Below are 18,592 nucleotides of genomic sequence, written 5' to 3'. Positions count from 1 at the left end.
GGTCTGTGGGCCCGTCAGGAGGTCGGGTTGAGGGCGTTCATGAAGTTCGCCTGCATCAACGGGTTGACTCCTGTGGTGTTGGGCTGGGGGGGTGGTGCCGGAGGGGTGGGGTGGAAGGCCTCCCTCAGGGCCTGGAAGTAGGAGTCCAGGGCCGAACGGTGGGTGCGCAGGGCGTCGTGCAGCGCGTCGCGGCGCTCCACCAGATCACTCAGCGCCCTCACCGTGTCCTCTGACAGACCTTGGGGGGTACCAGCGGTGTTCCAGAGGTCGCGCAGCCCGTTCAGGGCCTCGCCGTGCCGCTCGGCGGTCTGCTCCACCGTACGGTTCCAGCCGCGGTCCTCGGCCCCGGAACCGAGGTAGTCACGGATCGCCTGGACGCTGTCCGCGGTCTCCGCCGACCATGATCTCGGGTTCAGCTCGGGCCCGAGGGCCAGCAGGTCGGTGGCCTGACGGGCGTGCCCCCGATCCGCCTCGGACCGGTGCAGACCGAGTTCGTTGTCGAGCGCGGTGCCGAGCGCCTTCTCGGAGTCGGCGGCGGCGCCCTGACGCACCGCGACAGTGTCCCATGCCGCGACGGATTCGGCACTCACGCCGGGTGCGATCTGACGAATCTGGTCCAGGCTCAGCCAGACGTCGACTGTCGAGGTCGTGCTCTCCGCCCTCGGCGGGGTGCCGGACTTGGTGTCCTGGGCGACGACCAGGACGTCGACGGGGAAGCGCACCAGGTAGCCGTTCCCCTTGACCGCGGCGTCGGCGTGGGTCTGCACGGCCGAGGTCGACTGCTTCCCGCCGCCCGCGGCCGAGCTCTTGGCACCGGCGTTGCTCGCGCCACCGCCGACGAGGGCGGCGCTCTCGTCGAAGCCGGAGGCCGACTGGTCCACGCCCTTGATGCCGGACATGTCCAAACCGCTGGTGAGCGCGGTCGAGCCCGCGTGGGCGACGGAGTCCTCGTCCCGGTGTGTGTTCTGGTTCTCGCCGCCCGTCGAGAGGTCCTTCACCGAGCCTATGATGCTGGCGCCACCGGGATCGACCTGGGTGAACAGCTTGGTCTCCAGGCCCGGTACGGCGAAGGGCCCCTGTTTGTCCAGCCCGACGAGGGTCGCGCCGTCGCCCGTGGACGAGGAGCCGAACAGCGTGGTCAGCACCTGCTGGTCCACGGCGGCTCCGAGCATGGGCCCGCGCGGGCCGGGGCGCCCCTGACTGAGGTGGTCCACGGCGTTGGTGACGTTCCGGTCTCCGGTGGCGGGCTCCCAGTCCAGGGCGCGCGCCTGGGCGATCACCGCGGCGTCGGCGATGGGGCCGCGCCCGACCGCCTCGACCGGCGGCAGGCTGACCTGCGGGCGGCCGAGTCCACCGAACCAGGCGTCGGAGATGGTCCGCACGTCGACGGTCCCGGGCTCGGTCCCGGGCGCGGGCGCGGGGGGCGGGACCGGCTGCGAGGTCACCGGAGGCGGGGCGGCCGCCGGCGGCTGGCCGGGGGGCGTGGGCTGGAAGGTTCCCGCAGGGTAGACCTCCGTACGGCTTCCCACGTCGGCGTGTGAGGAGAACACCTTCCCGTCCTCCACGGACACGGTGAAGTCGAACCTCGTCGGCGTGTTCCCGGTGGCTCCTGGTGCCTTGACCGTCCGGGACCTCGACTCCGTCTCGGTGTCCGAGGTCAGGTGCGTCTTGGTGGTCCCGCTCTCCAGGCCGGTCCCCGTGTTCGGGGCGAAGGACTGGTAACGGTCCTTCGGGAAGGTCGGGTCCCCGCTGCTGTCGGTCCCGATGGACTGGGTCGGGTTGACCCCTCCGTCCAGCGTGGCGGTCACTCCGTGCTTCTTCTGCTTGCCCTCGGAGTCGTTGTGTTCGGTGGACTGCGAGACCGAACGCTCCGAGGACATCCCCGACTCGACCGGACCGAAGACGGGGCCGCCGTCGGGGCCCAGCTTGAGCAGGATCCACCCGCCCTTGCTGGGACGCTGCTCCCCCATGAACTCGTTGCGGAACCTGACCTCCAGGGCCAGGCCCCCGGTCTGGTACCTGAGGTTGAGGCCCCGGGTGTTGTTCGGTGACAGGGCCGCCCGGATGTCCCGTTGGCTCTGGTCGGTCAGTTCGAGCCTGTTGTCCCGGACCGCCCTGTTGATGCTGTCCAGAGCGGCGGCGGAGTCGATGTTGTTGAGGGCGTGACCGGACCCCTCCCGACCGGGGACGACCCTGATGTCGTCCGGGACCGACCGGGACCGCTCCAGCGCGGAGTCCAGACCGGCGGTCCCCGGCAGGGCCCCCTTCTGGGCGAGGTCGAGGACACGGAAACGGGAGTCGGTCTGCCCGTTCGCGGTGTGATGGGCGGGGGTGACCTCCTCCTGAACCTGACCGTCCTGCTCGGGGTTCCGGTCGTTCCCCTCCTGGTTCTGGGTGTGGTCCTGGTCCTGGGTCTGGGTCTGGGGCTGGGGCTGGGGGGGCGGGTTGCGATCACCCAATCCCTCCGCGGCCGACCCCCGCCTCAGGACGTTGCCGTTCCCGTCGACGGTCTTGCTGAACGGCAGGGAGACCCCGAGGTTCCAACGGGTGCGGATCGTCGTGTCCACGTCGAAGCGGTCGAAGGTCGTGACGTCCACGGTGCTTCCGGGGAGGGAGACCTTGTTCTCCTCACCGAAGGAGGTCGAGTCGCCCTGGGTCTCCGTCTGCTTGGTGGCGAACGGGGTGAAGCCCACGGCGCCCCGTAGCCGGTTGTACCTGGAGTCGGCCTGGTTGAGGGCCGCCTCCCCCTTGAGCCCGACCGTCACGTTGTGGGAGGAACTCTCGCTCGTACCGACGACCCGGTCGGACTCGGCCTTGAAGGTGAGGTCGACCCCGCCGTCGCGCTGCACCCCCGAGATGTGCAACGACTCCCGTTCGGCGTGCACGTTGAGGGACAGGTCGGCGCGTCTGCGCCAACCGTCCTCGAACTGGCCCTGGAGGGGGAGCCCTCCGTCGTGCACGTCCATCTCGTGGGCGGCCAGGGTCCGGGGCGACCCGAGGACGCGCCAGGTGCCCATGACGGCCTCTCCCGACCGGGAGGCGGGCGTGAACCCGGGCGCGGATCTCACGGAGTCCACGAGGTTGTCCAGAAGGCCCGGCGACTCGGAGTGCTTGGGCGCGTGCGGCAGGCTGTCGAGATCGAGGTCGGGCCGGGGACGCGGGCCTCCGCCCCGGTTGTTCTGGGTCTGCTGGTTGTTCTGGGTCTGGTTGTTCTGGTTGCCCTGCTGGTTGTTCTGGTTGTTCTGGGCCTGTTGATCGCCCTGGTTCTGCTGGTTCCCCTGCGTCTGGGTGTTCCCCTGGTTCCCCTGTACCGGCGCCGCTGGGGGAACGTTGTTCGTCGGGTTCGGTGGGCGCAGACGCGCGTCACGTTCCAGCGCGAACCGGTGGTCCTCACCGCGCCCTCGTGCCGCGGCGGCGTCACCGTGCCTGAGCCGCTCGTTGTCGAGCGCCTGGGTGAGCCTCTCCTCCCTGCCGGGCAGGTCCCGCACGGCGTTCACCGACGCGTCGCGGTCGTCGCGAGCGGTGTCCACCGTGTCCCTCGCCTCGTCGGCGCGTCGAGCCGACTCGTCCGCGCGGGTACGGGCCTCGTCGGCCTTCCCCCGCAGATCGTTGGCGGTCTTCTCGCTCTCGTCGGCCTTGCTCTCGGCGGTGTCGGCCCTGGTGTCCTGGGCGCTGGCGTCACCGTCGAGACGCTCGGCGTCCCGCAGGGCATCCCGGGCGTCGTCGCGCTGCTCCCGCATCGCGGGCGGCGTCTCCGAGCGCGGCGGCGTGGTGGTGGCCGCACCGTCGTCGGCGCTCGGCCGGGAGGCTTCCCGGTGGTCCGCCTCGGCCTCCCTGACCGCTTCCACCGCCTCGTCCTTGGCGTCGACGGTCCTGTTCCAGTTGTCGACGGCCGTGCTCAGCAGGTCGTTGGCGGTGGTCTGATCCGTCTGCCCTGGGGCGGGAACGACCAGCGGTGTGAGATCGGGACCGCTGCCGGGTCCCTCCTCCCGCGCCGGACCGCCGGTCGCCTCCCGGAGCGCACTGACGTAGTCCCACAACTGCTGGACCGCGTCGGCCTGGCGCTCCGCCGCCTCCTGTTGGATCCGGGCGGCGTCCAGGCGGTCCTGGACGGCCTGCCGTCGGTCCGCTCCGGCCTGGTTCTCGGCCTTGGTGGCCGCTTCGTCCTTCTTCTGGAAGTCCTTCTGGTCCCCTTCAGCCTTCTTCTCCGCGGTCTCCAGGTTCGTCTCAGCCTCGGTCAACGCTTCCTGACGGTCGACGAGGGCGTTCGCCAGAGCCTGGACCCGGTTCCGCTCCGTCTCGGCGAGGTCCACCGCCCGCCGTGCCTCCTGGGCATCGGCCAGTGCCTGGCGGGCGGCGTCGCGGGCCGCCCTCGCGTCAGCCGAGCGGTCCGTGTTCGGTCCGGGGCGGTCGACTTCCCCCGGGACGGGCGTGGTCCTGGGTCCCTCCAACACGACCCGTGGGCCCCCCGCGTCGGGGCCCGCGCCCTGCGGTGTGACGTCGAGCCGCACGGGGGTGTTGCTGCCGATCGACGCGTCGAGGCGCAGCTCGTAGGACCAGGAGTCCAGGTCACCCTCGGATTTGGAGGACGCCTCGACACCCCCCTTGCGGTTGCCGGAGAACGGTTTCGCCGTCTCGTGCTCGTAGGTGTATCCACCACCGAGTTCGAGCACGCCCTTGGGCAGGCCACCCGCCGTGATCCCGAACCGCGCCTGGAAGGCGGCGGTGATCTCCCCGCCGTAGGCGATGGAGTTCTGCTTGCCTGATCCTTGCGCGGTCGACGCGCCGAGTCCGGAACTCAGGGAGCCGCCGCTGCGGGAGCCCTCGAAACGGGGGGCGCTGAGTTCCCCGCTCAGGTGGACCGTGAGGAAGTCCGAGCCGTCCCGGTCGTCGGTGCGTACCGACGACAACCCGGGGATCGCGCTGACGAAGTCACGCAGGGGGCCGGGGGCGGGCGTGAGTGCGTTGCGCAACCCACCGGTGCGGAGGACGATGTCGACACCGCTGGTCGTCAGGGCGTCGGCCCCCGAGACCGCCCTGCCGACCTGATCGTAGATCTCCAGGGTGTTCTCTGCGCGCAGGTCCGGGCCCCGCCACAGACTCCCCCAGAAGCCCCTTCTGGCTCCCGGAGCCCCGGAGGGGTCGTTGACGAGTTCGGGGTGCAGGGCGAACACCTGTTCGTGGAGCCGCCTGGCCGCGACGGTCATCGGCGAGTCGCCGTTGCCGTCCCGCAGACGGCCGTCGTTCCACTCGGCGCGCACCGGTGCCGCCTCGCCCAGGTGCCGCACGCCGTCCGCCGTGAGGCCGGGAACACTGGGCGCAGCCGGAGGGGTCGCGGCGGCCCGGTTGTCACCACCGCCCGCCAGGGTGCGGGCGTCGTCGGTGGACACCTGGTCGAGGGTGGTCAGGTCCAGGGTTCCCGGACGTACCAGCGGCTGGGGCTGCGGCTGGGACGAACGGTCACCGCGTTCTCCGCCGTTGCCCTCGGTGCTCGCCCCGGTGTCGTCCGTGTTCGTCGTGTTCTCGGCGGCGGGTGGTGCGGGCTGCGGCTCGGTTGTCGTCACACGGTAGGTGCGCTCCACCTGGTAGAAGGCGGAGTCGCCCTTGGCGCCGGGCCCGAACACGCGCTCACTGCCGTACTCGGTGCTGCGCGTGTGCTTCTGCGTGCCCTTGGCCCCGACGACCACCTCGGGTCCGGCGCGAAGGACCACGGACTCCCCGGGGAGGATGCCGCCGAGGAACCCGGCACCCGCCCGGACCTCCTGCTTGTCGGTGCGTGCCGCGCCGAACGTCGCGTTGCCGGAGGACTTGCCGGTGTCCGTGAAGGACGAGTCCTTCAGGTCCGGTCCGACCTTCACGTAGTTGACCGGGCCACCGCTGATCTCCAGGATCTGGGTCCTGCCCTTCGGGTCCGAGTAGGCGAAGCGCAGAACCTCCCCGTTGTCCGCCCGGGGCAGGTTGTCCAGCAGAGTCCGCGGGCTGACGGGGAAATCCGGGGGCAACGTACCGTCGATCAGGCCCAGCGTCTGTGCGAACCGGGGGGCGCGGATCGGCGTCCCGTCTCCGCCGTCGACACGGGAAGCGGGGTCGTCGGTGCGGAACTCCTGCGGGGCGGGCCGGTGGTCCGTCGTGGTCCCCCCGCCGTTGTCACGCAGGTGACCCGGCAGGACCAGGTCGAACGCGTCGTTCAACCGGTCGGAGAACTCGACCCGGACCGGCGGAACGGCGGGTTGCTGCTGACCAGCGGTGTCCTGTCCCGGTGGCTGCTGGACCGAGGGTCGCCGCTGGTCGCCAGAGGCCGCCTCGCCGGGGGGCGGAGAGGGTCGCTGTGGCGGTGGCGCGATGTCCAGGACCGCGTTGACCACGAGGTCGCCGGTGAAGCGGGCGGGATTGTCCCCGTCCACGTCGACCTTGCGCTTGTGGCGGCGCTCAGTACTCGTCTGGTACTCGGTGCCGCGCTGACGGACCGCGAACGACGCCTTCAGACGCGGGGTGATGAGCGCGGCCGTGCCCCCGATCTCACCGATCACGGCCGCGGGAAACGCCGGGTTGACGCTCTTGCGGCTCTGCTGGGCACCGCTGCCCACGGTCTTGGCCCGGTTCTCGGTCGCGTTCCCGGCGTCGACGCGACGGTCGGGCGAGTCCGTGATGTCGCGCCACGTGCGGTCCACCGACAGTTGTACGTTCCCTCGCGGGGGCGGCGTGTTCCGGTCGTCGCCGTCCCCGTCCCGACGGGGATCGTGCACGGGGACGTCGATCGTCTCCCCGGGGGTGGTCCGCCCTCCGCTGATGCGCTCGATGGCCTCGGTGAGCGCCGGACCGTCCGGCTCCACGCCCTGCCGCCGGATCTGGTCGAACAGCCGGTCCCGCAGACCGTCGACGTCAGCGTCGGGGTTCATCCGCATGCCGGAGTAGCCGCCGTGGTCGGCGTTGGGCCCGATGTCCGCGAGGACGTCGAGCACCTCGGCGGTCTCCTGCGTGACGGGCCTGGTCACGGGCGGCGGGTCCGGTGGCGTGAGGTCGGGCGTGACGACGATCTGCGGGGGGTCCTGCCGCGTGGTCTCACCGTCGACCTGCTGCTGCGTGTCGGTCGGCGCCACGGTCCCGTCCTGGACCTGAGGCGGGGGCGTCTCGCCCGTGGTGGTCGAGTTGGTCCCGCGCGGGGTCCGGGAGGAACCCTCGCCCCCGTCGTCGGTGACTCTGGTGCGACGACGCCTACGGCTCCCGTCGCCTTCGCGGTCACGCTGCTCCCCGAGGTCCCGCATCGGATGGCTCTCGGGCCTCCTGCGGTTCCGGCCGCCGCTGCCCCCGTCGTCCCTGCTGCTGCCTCCGTTGTCCCTGCTGCTGCCTCCGTTGTTACGGCTGTTGCGGCCGCCGCCCCCGTTGTTGCTGCTACTTCCGCCGCTCTTGGACTTGAAAGGGTTGAAGAGGGGTGAGGCGGCCCGGTGGTCTCCGCCCTGCGTGGTCACCGGAGTGGGACCGCTCGGCATCTGTGAGAGCGGCGCGTCCATGCCCGCGTCGCGCGCGGTGTCGAGGGCCTGGTCCCAACGCCCGTCCGAGGTCCACTCCCGGACCGTCTGGTCGAAGTCCTCCCGCAGCCGGGGCGGGAGGTCGGCGCGTACCTGGTCGTCACCGCGACCGCGCACACGGCTGTCGTAGGCGGCGCCGAACAGGGCCACGTTGTCGGAGTGGTTCCGGTTCCCGTCGGGGTCGAGCACCTGGGACAGGTCCCGGTGCACGGAGTCGGGAAGGTCGCCCACCCGGGCGGGCGGGTCGTAGCGGGAGGCCTCGTTCGCCTGGGTCTCGATCTGGTCCAGGTAGTGGTTGAGGATCTGCGGAGGCCGGTTGTCGCGCCCGCCGGGCGAGTCCATGTATCCGCCGACCTCGTGGACCGCGCTCGAGTTCGGCGAGTCGCGGAGCACGGCGCGGGGGCGACCGGACCCGTCCTGGGAACGGTCCTGGGACTCGTCGTTGAGACCGATCCGGTGCAGGAGCTCGTGCAGCCAGACGTCGGGGCCGTCGTCCATGCGCCAGTTGGCGGTGTCGCTGCGCCCGGGCAGGTCCGGGTTGTCGCGGACCCAGGACACGTTGGAGTGCGGTCGACCGTCGGGACCGACCGGTTCCACACGGACGTGGAGCTGGTCACCGCTGCCGGGCAGACGGTAGCGCTCGTTGACGACGTCGTTCAACCGGTCCAGGAAGACCTGCTGGGCCGTGTTCGCGTCCGACTGACTGACGTCGGGTCCGGTGTCGAAGTTGATCCGGACCGTCAGTTCGGTGACGTGCGTCGGCCCGTCGGGGCCGGGGTCCGGCAGCGGAATGCGACGCACGTCGAAGCCGCGATCCGCGATCGAGGTGATCGGGTTGTCCTTGCTGGATCCGTGCAGGATCTCGACACCGTCGGTGTCGACGCCGGAGCGGTCGCGGTTGCCCCCCACACGCGTGGGTTCGATGCTGTCCCGGATGTTCTGCCAGTCAGCGGGCGGGCGCATCCGGTCGGAGACGGGGGCCGGGGCGTCGGGGTCGGGACGCGGGCGGGACACCGGTGGGGTGTTGGTCTGGTTGCCGGGCGGGGGCTGACGGCGCCCGTCCCCCGTGGACTCCTGGCCACCCTGCGCGCCGGGGTGGAGCGGCGGGGCCATGACAACGGGCACGGGCGTGCCGTCGGGACGCGCGGTCGACTCGTTCGAGCCGTCGTCCTGGCGGACGGGCGCCCCGGAACCGTCCTCGTCACGCGTGGAGCCCTGGGAATCGTCGTCGTTCTGTCGTCCCTGCTGGTCACCGTTCTGCTGGACGGTCGCGTCGGAGTCCGACTCGCCGGAGGGCCGGTCCCCAAGGGGCCGGACGTCGGCGCCGGTGTCGTCCTGGGAAGTACGGGTGTCGTCCGATCCGGACTCGTGGTCCGTGACCGTCTCGGGACCGCCGTCGCGCCCGGATCCGTTCGGACGGTGGGTATTCGCGTTGCCGTCGCTCGAACCCTGTCCGCCCGCGTTCGGGGACGGCCCGGTCGAGGTCTGGCCGTTGCCGTCGGTGGCGTCCTGGGACCCCTGAGCCGGGCTGTCCTGGTCGGTGGACCGGCCGCCCTGGTCGTCGGTCGTCGGATCCGGTCGGCCGGTGTTGGACTCCTCCTGGTTCGGGGTCTCCCGAACCGGTGCGTCCTGGTTCGGGGACTCCTGAACCGGCACGTTCTGCTCGGGCGTCTCCCGGACCGGCGTGCCCTCAGGGCCGTTCGCGTCCTCGGAACCACCCGACTCCCGCACCACACCGTCACCGGCGGGCTGCTCCTGGACGGGAGACTCCTGGACGGGCGTGTCCTCGGCGCCGTTCTCACGCACCGGGCCGTCCGTGTCCCTGACCACGCCGTCACCCGACGTGTCCTCGACCGGCCGCTCCTGGACGGGAGGGTTCGGGTTCGGGGAATCCTGGGCGGGCTGCTCCTGGTTCGGCGTCTCCCGAACCGGGGCGGTGTCCCCGCCGTTCTCCCGCGCGGGACCGCCGCCACCGACCTCGCCGTCACCCGACGCGTCCTGGACCGGAGGGTTCGGGGTCGGGGTCTCCTGGACGGGGGTCTCCGACACGGGAGTTTCCTGGACCGGAGGAGCCGGGGTCGGATTCGGCGTCTCCTGGACCGGAGGAGCCGGGGTCGAGGCAGGGGACTCCTGGACGGGCGTCTCCTGGACAGGCGTTTCCTGGACGGGAGGGGCCGGATTCGGATTCGGGGCAGGCGTCTCCTGGACCGGAGGGTTCGGGGTCGGGGCAGGGGTCTCCTGGACAGGGGTCTCCTGAGCAGGGGTCTCCTGGACCGGAGGAGTCGGCGTCGGCGTCGGCGTCGGCGTCTCCTGGACGGGAGGAGCCGGGGTCGGGGCAGGGGTCTCCGACACGGGAGGCTCCTGGACCGGAGGATTCGGGGTCGGGGCAGGGGTCTCCTGGTTCTGGGACCCCTCCGCAGGTGTGTTCTCGGGCCCTCCCTGGTCCCCGTTCGGCGTCTCGGGGCCGTCCGCGGCCCCCGCACCCTCGCCGTCACCGGTCTGTTCGGGGGAACGGTCCTGTCCGCCGGTGTCCCGCTCCTGACCGCCGACGACCGGTGCGTCGCCCGGCCCACCGCCCTCCGAGTTCGAGTTCTCCTGGCCACCGCGGTTCAGGTGGTCGGAGTCGTCGCCACCCGTGTTCTCGTCAGCGTTGTCGACGGGGCGGTCGGATCCCCGCCCCGGGGAGTCCTCGGTGGCGGGCCCCTCGTTCGAGCCGTTGTTCTCGTTCGACGGCGGCTCGGGTGTGGCGGAGCCCGTGTTGTCCTGGTCGTTCGTGTCCGACGACTCGGTGGACACCCGCTGGGGCGGCGGCGGAGGAGGCGGGGTCGAGTTCTGCGAGCCGTCGCCCCGCCCGTCGCGCGATCCCCCGCCCGCCCCTTCCGAGGAGGAGTTGTTCGAGCCGGGTCCGTTCGAGGAGGACCCGGAGTCGGACGTGCTGACGTTCTCGTTCCCGTCCGGGGAACCGTCGCCGCCGCGGTGGTCGTTGAGGCCGTCGTCGGTCGGGCTCGGCGTCGGGGTGGGCGGCGGGACACCCTCGGGCAGACCCGCGTTCCTCAGGTGGTCGATGAGCAGCAGCCCGCCCTGGGTGAGGCTCTGCTGGACCGCTCCGGAGACGAGGCCCGAGACACCGGACAGCCAGGTGATGGAGAAGCTCTTCTCGTCGCTGAACAGCAGGTTGAAGAAGCCCTCGCTGAGCATCCCCTGCGCCGCGTTGGCGATGCCCTGGCCACCGAGCTGCGCCAGGAAGTTCTTCCAGTGCGTCCCCACGTCGGAGAGGCCGTCGCGCACACTGGCGGGCACGCCCGTGGTCAGGAAGTCACGCATGTTGGGGTCCAGGCCCCGCCCGTACTTGCTCACCACGTCGTTCAGCGCGTCGTCGAGCCCGTTCCTGCCCCAGTTCCGGGTGAACGCGTCGGCGTACGCGTTACCGAACTCCCGGGCCTGGTCCTTGCCCATCGACCCGCCGAGGGAGTTGGCGAACTGGTCTCCCATGTCGGTGCGGAAGCGTTCGCCGTCGATCGGACGGTTCCACCCGGGCCGGTTGTCCATGCCGTAGGGGCGCAGCAGCTCGTCGCTGTTGCGGCCCATCACACTGCCGATGCCCTCGGGCAGGCCGCCGGGGCCGCCACCGGGGCCGCCCGTCGGGAAGTTGTCGTCGAGATGCTTGGTGATGGAGGGCCCGGTGGTGTTGCCGAGCAGCTTGTTGAACTGGCCGGACAGTGCGCTGCCGCCGAAGACGGCGGCGGTGCCGAACAGACCGTCCAGCATGGCGCCCTTGGCCGCGTCCTCGGTGAGCTTGTGGTCCCACCCGTCGCGGTTGCCCTGGTCGATCTGGATGCGCTGGATCAGCGCGTCGAGGGTGAGCGCGAAGAACTGGCTGATCGCCATCTGCTGGAGCAGCGTGGAGAGCAGCCGGAACATGACCCGCCCGATGACGGTGCGGGCGATCGCCTGGAAGATCGGGATCTTGGCGAGGGAGGCGCCGAAGGTGTACGGCGCCATGGCGATCGCCCAGGCGATCTCCAGGGCCAGCTGGACGAGCTGGCCGATGATCATCCACTTCGCGTACTGCACCTGCGTGCCCGCGTTGTGGACGTACTCCTGGAGACCCCGGGCGACCTTCGTGCCCTCTCCGAGGTAGTTGTTCTGCCCCGCCGTGAACTCGTCCACCGACTGGTCGAAGAAGTCCGCCGCCGTGGCGTCGAAGTTCTCCCGCACCTTGTTCTTGATCCGGATGACGAGCTGCGGGAGCTCGACCTCCAGCTGGTCGGCGGTGGTGCCGTAGACCTGGGCGAGCTCCCACAGCCGTGTCTCGTCGGCGGTGGGCCACTCCGAACCGGTCAGGACCGAGAACAGGTTGCGGAGTTCGGCGGGCAGTTCCATTCCCATGGGAGGTCAGTGCCTCCCGCTGGTACCACCGAGGCCGCCCTGGATCCCGCCCAGGCGCGCCGCGGTGTCGATGCCGTACTGCTCGGAGCGGCCGAACTGCTTGGCGGTGTTGATGGTGGCCTCGGCGGTGTCCTCGAACGCCGTGCCGAGCGTCTTCAGGAAGACCGCGAACCCGTCCCGGTTGGGGACGTAGTTCTTCTCGAACGACTTGGCGACGGCGTCGCCGTCGCCCCAGCACTCACCCAGGGCATCACTCGAGGTGGTGAACCACTGGTCGATCCCCCGCACGTAGGCGGCGAGTTCGTGGATATCGGCACCGTCCCTGGCGACCGCCTCCGGGTCGATGGAGATGCGTTCCGACATGGCCCCTCCTTACTCGTCCTGTCTGTCTGCGTCGTCGCGGCCGGGTGCGGGGAGGGGGAGGAACCCCCTCCCCGCACCCGGCCGTATGTCACCTGGGCGGGTGCACGTTGCCCAGGCCCAGTTCCTCCAGCAGGGCGGAGGGGTCTCCGGCCACCGCCTGCTCACGCGCCGCCGAGTCGCCCGGAACCAGCCCGCCCATGGACGTCGAGACCTGCTGGGCGACGTCGCGCCGGGCTCGTTCGACGACCTCGATGACGGCCGCGGCGAGTTCGGCGGGCGCCATCATCCGGTACTTCTCGGTGTGGAACCTCATCTCAGCGATCTCGCCTCTGGCGTTCACCGTCACGCTGAGCATCCGATCCTTGGACACCGCTTCGGCGGTAACCGACTCCAGGTTTGCGCTTGCCTCCGCCAGCCGCTCCTGGGTCTGACGAAGTTGTTCGAGAGACCTCTCCATCTGACCCTGCAGGGACATGTCCAACGCTGCTCACTCCCTTGTCTTTTCGCGTTCCGGGGCGTCCCAGTGAGGCGGGGCCGCCCCGTGCGGTGGTGCCCCACACCTTCTCGTCCTCGGAGAGCCACGTGGTGCGGCTGCGCTCCTGTCCGCCGCCACCGCCACCACCACCGGCGCCTCCCATGCCGCCCGGAGGCATCATGGGCATACCGGGGGTGCCCGGTGTGCCGGGCGCCCCGGGGGTGCCAGGACCTCCGCCCGTCGTGGAGCCGTCTCCCTGGCCGCCGCCGAAGTTGCCGAACGGGCTGGTCCCACCCGGTCCGTTGCCCCGGCCGCCTCCGCCGCCGTCGGCACCGCCGCCCACGGAACCCGAGTCAGCGCGGGGGGTCATCCCGCCGCCGCCCGACCCCGGGCCGGAGCCGGAGCCGGAGCCGGAGTTCAGGTCACCGGGACCGCCGATACCACCGATGCCGCCGGGACCCGGGTACCCGCTGCCGCCGCCGCTGCCCGAGCCCGGGCCGGAGGAACTCAGGTCACCCGGACCACCGATGCCGCCGGGCGACGGGTAGCCGCTGCCCCCGCCGCCTCCGGAACCGCCGCTGAGGACGGGGGGATCGGGGAGCGAGGGCCGGTCGGAGCCGCCTCCGATCTCACCGGACCCACCCGGAACCGGAGAACCGGGCCCGTCACCGTTGCCGCTGCCGCCGGAACCACCCAGGGCGGGGGGATCGGGAAGCGAGGGCCGATCCGCGTTGCCCGGACCACCGATCTCACCGGTCCCACCCGGAACCGGAGACCCGGGCCCGTCACCGCTGCCGCCCGAACCACCCATGATCGGGGTGTCCGGCAGCCCGGGCCGGTCCGCGTTACCCGGACCACCGATCTCACCGGACCCACCCGGAACCGGAGAACCGGGCCCGTTTCCGCCCCCGCCCGAACCACCCGAGGAGAGGTCCAGGTCGCCCCCGGTGGGGACGCGAGCCGGGGGCGGCGGCACGCTGCCGCCCGCTCCGCCCGTGGAGGAGGAGAAGTCGAGATCACCGACACCGCCCGGGGGCGGGCCCCCGATGTTGGAGGGATCGCCGCTGCCGCCCTCGGCCCGTGAGCCGTCGGGGTTCAGGACGCTCCCGTCAGGTAGCCGAATGCTGCCGTCGGAGAGCCGGGCGCTCCCCTCCGGGAGTGGCGTGCTCCCCTCAGGGATCCGCCCGCTGCCGTCCGGCGGGCGCGTGCTGCCGTCGGGGCTCACGACGGTGCCGTCCGGCAGACGTGTGCTGCCGTCCGGGAGCAGGGCGCTGCCGTCGGGGAGCGGGGTCCCCTGCTCCCGGCGTCCCGAGTTGTTCGAGCCGCCGCCGGCACCACCGCCGCCCAGGCTGCCCATGCCGGGCGCCACCGGTGGCGGGATGAACCCGCCGCCCCCGCCCGAGGAGGAGGGGTCGCCGCCGATCCCGTCGAGGGGGCCTCCGCCGGGTCCGCCCACGCCGTCACCGGAGCCCCCACCACCTCCATCGAAGGTCATCGACCCGCCGACAGGGGTGAGGGGTGGCCCGTCCGGGGTGTCCGAACCGGGCGGGCTCGGCGGACCGTTGAGGTCACCCGACCCGGGCGAGGGCGGTCCGTTGAGCTCGCCCGAACCTCCGGGCACGGGTCCGCCGCCCTCGGGGATGTCCGACCCTCCGCTGTTGGGGCCCTGACCGTTCAGGTACTCCTCGACGATCTCGTCGATGGTGCGGCCGTCGCCCAAGGGCCCGTTGCCGTCCCCACCGCCGCTTCCGTCTCCGCCGCCACCGCTGCCGTCGCCGCCACCACCGCCTCCACCACCGCCGCCCTCACCGCTGCCGCCGTTGAGGTACTCGTCGATGATGTCCTGGATGGAGCGGTTGTCACCGTCACCGTCACCGTCACCGCCCCCACCGCTGCCGTCGCCGTCGCCATCGCCGCCGCCGAACAGCCTTTCGAGGATCTCGTCCACCGAGGGGGGACCGTTCTCGTCACCGCCGCCACCACCGCCGCCACCACCGCCACCGCCACCGGGCGGGGTGACCGTGACGGGAGTGAAGGGCAGGATCTCCGCCGCGGACGTGTTGTAGGTCGTCGAGACCGTGGAGATACCCTCCGTGGCCGCCTTGCGCAGGTCGGCCAGGTTGTCCCACCAGCGTTCCTTGATCTCGGTCTCGAAGGTCTCCCAGGTGGCCTTCTCATCAGTCCGCATACCGCGGATCTTGATGATGCTGTCCTCCCAGGTGACCTTGTCCCGCTGCTCCTCCCACCAGTTGCGGATGGTCGAGCGGGGACTCCGGTCGGAGCTGCTCTGCCAGGTGTTGAAGGCGCCGATCACCGCTTGGAGGTAGGTGGGGTTGGCGGCGAGGCGCGCCGAGTTCACGGCTCCGATGGCCGGTTCGACGTAGGTGGCGATGTTCTGGAACTCGAGGGCCAGCTTCCTGAGGTACCCACGCAGGGCCTCCGCTCCGGCGCCCTCGAACTTCTCGTTGCCCGGCTTCATCTCCTCGGCCAGGGCCCACATCTCGTCGTAGCGGGCGGTGGAGAAGTCCCGGAAGTCGCCGAGGTCGGTCTCGATGCGGCTGAGGACACTGCTGTTGAAGGTTCCCGTCCCGGGACCGGAAGCGGCGTTGAGGATGGTGCGCATCCGGTCGATGAAGTTGCCCCACACCGTGCCGTCGGTGTCCTTGACGGCGTCGTTGATGTGGATACCGGAGTAGACCGCGAAACCCCACTCGTAACCGCCGAGCTGTTCGGCATCGGAGGCCCGGCTGTCGAAACCGAACCACTCGTCCGCGCTCTTGGGGTTGTTGACGTTCCAGAAGTAGTTGCTCAGCCAGTTGGTGTCCTTCACCGCCTGGGCGGAGCCCATCGGAGGGGCCGATCCCTTGTCGTCCTCGTCGGCGAAGGCGTTGATGGCGTGGGCCATCTCCTTGACCTCGGCGGTACCGTCGGGCACCGCGGGGTCGGTCCCCTCCTTCTCGGGGAGGTCCTCGTCAGCCATGGAGTTTCCTCAGGGGCGGGTTCGTGGGGCGAAGGGGTGCTCGGGGGGACGCAGCGGACGGACGCTGTGCCGAGGGCCTCGGCTCAGGACGACTCGGGCGTCTCGTTGGGCGAATCGTTGGAGCCGTTGCCGCCGCCACCGTTACCGCCACCGCCGCCACCGCCGCCCGTGGGCGCACCGTTGGACATGATCTGGCCGACCTGGGTGGCGTCCAGCTCCGCGTCGGACTCCAACTCCTCGTAGGTGATGGCGCTGTTCCGGATCCCGGCGGACATCCCGACCAGGCGGGTCTCCAGGTCGGTGATCAGGGTGGTGAACTGCGACAGCACGGTGCCGACCTCCGAGGAGAGTCCGCCCGCGTAGTCAAGGAGCTTCGGATTCCCGAAGGGCACGTTGGGTGCGGAGGCGCCCTCGCCACCCGGGTAGAACTCGGCCGCCTGCGTCTTGATCTTCGAGACCTTCTCCCGAAGCGGATCGATGTGCGCCGTCTGCAACGTCTTGAGGTAGTCCAGCGTGACCTTGGTCTTCTCCTCTGACACGTCCTGCCCCGTCCTCTCCTGTCCAGCTCTTCGTCAAGCCGCGGTGCGGCGTCATCCGGTGTGGTGCGGTGTTCCCTCGGCCGCGGCGCCGCCGGACCGGCTCAGCGACCGCGGCCGAGGGTGCCGGTCAGCGGCGGGCGTTCCAGTTCCCGGCTTCCTGGAGGTCGCCGCGCCGGTAGCGCTCGGTGATGTCGCCCAGGGAGACCTGCGCGTGGCCCAGCAGCGCGCGCATGTCGGCGACGTTGCGCCGCCAGGACAGCAGCCGCTGGTCGTACTGCTCGGAGGCCTCACCGATCCAGTCGGACTTGACGGCCTGGACCTTGGCGTCCAGCTCGTTGATGGCCTGCTCGATGATGTCGGTCTGCTTCCGCAGGTCGATGCCCGCGTCGTCAGCACCGCTGTACTTGATCTCGAATCCGTCCACGGGTATGGCTCCGGTTTCTCTCGATGGTGCGCCCCCGGTGGCGGAGGCGTGCGAATCGGGTGGGGGGTCGGATCAGGTCAGCGAGCGACGTCGGCCTGGTTCGGGTTGAGCTGGGTGATCCAGTTGGCGGACAGCATGTTCTCGTCCTCCATGGCGTGGAAGTTGCGCTCGGTGCCGCCGAGGATGCCGATCATGTCGTTCATGTCGTTGGTGATCAGGCGCAGCTCCTCGAGCCACTTGACCAGCGCGGTGTCGTACTGGGTGGCCGCGCCGCCCTGCCAGTTGCCGCCGAGCAGGTCCCGCACGCCGTCCACGCTGGTGTAGACGCCGTTGCACGTGGTGTGGGCCGTCTCCATGGCGTCGCGGCCGGTCCGCATCGCCTGGTCGGTACTGCGCATCATCGACATGGGAGTCTCCTGGTTCTGTGGGGCGTCAGTCGGAAAGGCACCGGGGTTCCCCCGGTTCCGCGAGGGCGCCGACGGGTTCCGCGGCGGCCTGCGGGGTCAGGTCGGGCCCCGTGGGCAGCAGGTCCAACAGGGCGGTGGAGACCGCGGAGGCCCCGCCGGGGGCGTAGCCCAGCGTCTCGGCGGCCTTGGCGTCGGGCACCGGGTACTTGGCCCCGGTGTCGGTGACCAGGAAGTAGGAGCCTCGCAGCGCCGCCCCTCCGGCCGGGGCCGCTCTGACCAGGCCGCCCTCCCCGGACGGGATGTCGATGAGGTCGGGGGCGGTGCAGGCGGCCCTGCTGCCCGCCGGGGGCCGCGCGGCGCGGCCGCCGATGTCCGCCGGGGAGGTGAGCGCGAGCGCCAGGGCTCCGTCTCCCTGGTCGATGACGCACAGCGCCGCGCCCTGGGGGTCGGTCAGCGGCGGCGGTGTGGCGGGCAGGCCGTCACCGGTCACCGGCTCCTCGCCCGACAGGTGCGAGCGCAGCTCGTTGACGGTCAGCTCGACCGGCGCCGCCTCACCGCCCCCGTAGGCCTCCTCCACCGTGAGCGGGTGGCCCAGCAGCAGACGGGCGTGCGTGGCGTCGGTGGGGGTCAGTCCGTCCCGGGTGAGCACGTAGAACTGCTCGGCGCCGCCCTCCGTGGCCGGGACGCTGAAGACCTGTCCCACCCGGGTGTCCGCACCGCTGACGCGCGGCCCGTCCTCGCCCCGGCCGTCGACGTCGAGCGCGGAGAGCGCGGGTCCGGCGGGCACGCCGTCCAGGACGGAGGCAGCCACGGGGTGGGGCACCGCGGTGCCGTACCCCAGGGACTCCAGGGCACCGTTCTCCTCGTCGATGGCGAGGCGGTTGCCCTTCCACAGCAGGTGGACCCCGCCGCCCGGCCCCCGGACGAGGACGCCGTCGTCCGCCTCGACGGGGAAGCCGAACGGCGACCGGCCCAGGGTGAGCGAGGTGAGGGTCTCGACGCCGTCCCCGGTGTTGACGGTGGTGGCGCACACCTGCCAGACCATGGGGCCCTCCGCGTCGGCGGCGGGAAGTCCGTCGGGGGCCCCGGCGATGCCCAGCGGGGATCCGACGGGGGTGCCCTCCAGCGAGTCGGCGGCGACCTGGACCGGCTTGGGGTTGGACGCCAGCAGCAGGGCCGAGGCCTGGTTGGACACCGGCCAGAGCACTCCGTCGGAGAAGACGTAGCGGCCCGCGCCGCCCTTGACGGCCACGAGGGTCCCCTCGTTGCGCCACGAGGTGGAGCCGCCCGGGAAGATCAGGCCGAAGACGAGGAAGCCCACACACAGCAGCACCGCGAGGATCAGCCCGATGAAGGCGCCGTTCCGGGTACGGCGCAGGGGTTCCTCGGCCGCGTCCGGCGCGGCGGCGGCCATGGCCGTGGAGAGACGGCGCACCATGAACGAGTGCGCCTGTACCTGGTCGCGACGGGTCTGCATCAGACCACC

General features: G+C 71.4%; 8 protein-coding genes. All 8 read right to left on the bottom strand.

Features of this window, described 5'->3' with window-relative positions:
- Positions 1–14: 14 nt before the first annotated feature.
- The 8 genes from ACFW3L_RS03135 to eccB all read right to left on the bottom strand — a co-directional run bounded on the left by ACFW3L_RS03135 (position 15) and on the right by eccB (position 18,583).
- Entirely contained in the window at positions 15–11,918 is an 11,904-nt protein-coding gene (locus tag ACFW3L_RS03135; protein ID WP_378735755.1) for a hypothetical protein, read from the bottom strand.
- Between the two features lie 6 nt (positions 11,919–11,924).
- Positions 11,925–12,281 (bottom strand): hypothetical protein, encoded by a 357-nt coding sequence (locus tag ACFW3L_RS03130; protein WP_378735752.1) that lies wholly within the window; start codon positions 12,279–12,281, stop codon positions 11,925–11,927.
- An 88-nt stretch (positions 12,282–12,369) separates the two neighbouring features.
- Complete coding sequence (locus tag ACFW3L_RS03125; RefSeq protein ID WP_378736182.1) at positions 12,370–12,675, bottom strand: YbaB/EbfC family nucleoid-associated protein; 306 nt, start codon at positions 12,673–12,675, stop codon at positions 12,370–12,372.
- Complete coding sequence (locus ACFW3L_RS03120) at positions 12,596–15,736, bottom strand: hypothetical protein (RefSeq protein ID WP_378735749.1); 3,141 nt, start codon at positions 15,734–15,736, stop codon at positions 12,596–12,598. The genes ACFW3L_RS03125 and ACFW3L_RS03120 overlap by 80 nt, the downstream gene beginning before the upstream one ends.
- 83 nt (positions 15,737–15,819) lie before the next feature.
- Positions 15,820–16,275: a hypothetical protein gene (locus tag ACFW3L_RS03115; RefSeq protein WP_378735747.1), complete on the bottom strand. Its 456-nt coding sequence runs from the start codon at positions 16,273–16,275 to the stop codon at positions 15,820–15,822.
- A 127-nt stretch (positions 16,276–16,402) separates the two neighbouring features.
- Positions 16,403–16,705: a WXG100 family type VII secretion target gene (locus tag ACFW3L_RS03110; RefSeq protein ID WP_378736180.1), complete on the bottom strand. Its 303-nt coding sequence runs from the start codon at positions 16,703–16,705 to the stop codon at positions 16,403–16,405.
- A 71-nt stretch (positions 16,706–16,776) separates the two neighbouring features.
- Positions 16,777–17,106 carry a WXG100 family type VII secretion target gene (locus tag ACFW3L_RS03105; protein WP_357766083.1) on the bottom strand — a complete coding sequence of 110 codons (330 nt, stop codon included), beginning with the start codon at positions 17,104–17,106 and terminating at the stop codon, positions 16,777–16,779.
- 25 nt (positions 17,107–17,131) lie between these two features.
- Positions 17,132–18,583 carry a type VII secretion protein EccB gene (gene eccB, locus ACFW3L_RS03100; protein WP_378735745.1) on the bottom strand — a complete coding sequence of 484 codons (1,452 nt, stop codon included), beginning with the start codon at positions 18,581–18,583 and terminating at the stop codon, positions 17,132–17,134.
- Positions 18,584–18,592: the final 9 nt, after the last annotated feature.

It is taken from the genome of Nocardiopsis sp. NPDC058789, from assembly GCF_042745575.1.
GTDB classification, from domain to species: Bacteria; Actinomycetota; Actinomycetes; order Streptosporangiales; family Streptosporangiaceae; genus Nocardiopsis; species Nocardiopsis eucommiae.
This window is presented reverse-complemented; position numbering and strand designations above follow the sequence as displayed.

Coding starts and splice junctions, on each gene's coding strand:
- eccB (WP_378735745.1), bottom strand. CDS start 18,583: ATGCAGACCCGTCGCGACCAGGTACAGGCGCACTCGTTCATGGTGCGC.
- ACFW3L_RS03105 (WP_357766083.1), bottom strand. CDS start 17,106: ATGTCGATGATGCGCAGTACCGACCAGGCGATGCGGACCGGCCGCGAC.
- ACFW3L_RS03135 (WP_378735755.1), bottom strand. CDS start 11,918: ATGGGAATGGAACTGCCCGCCGAACTCCGCAACCTGTTCTCGGTCCTG.
- ACFW3L_RS03130 (WP_378735752.1), bottom strand. CDS start 12,281: ATGTCGGAACGCATCTCCATCGACCCGGAGGCGGTCGCCAGGGACGGT.
- ACFW3L_RS03120 (WP_378735749.1), bottom strand. CDS start 15,736: ATGGCTGACGAGGACCTCCCCGAGAAGGAGGGGACCGACCCCGCGGTG.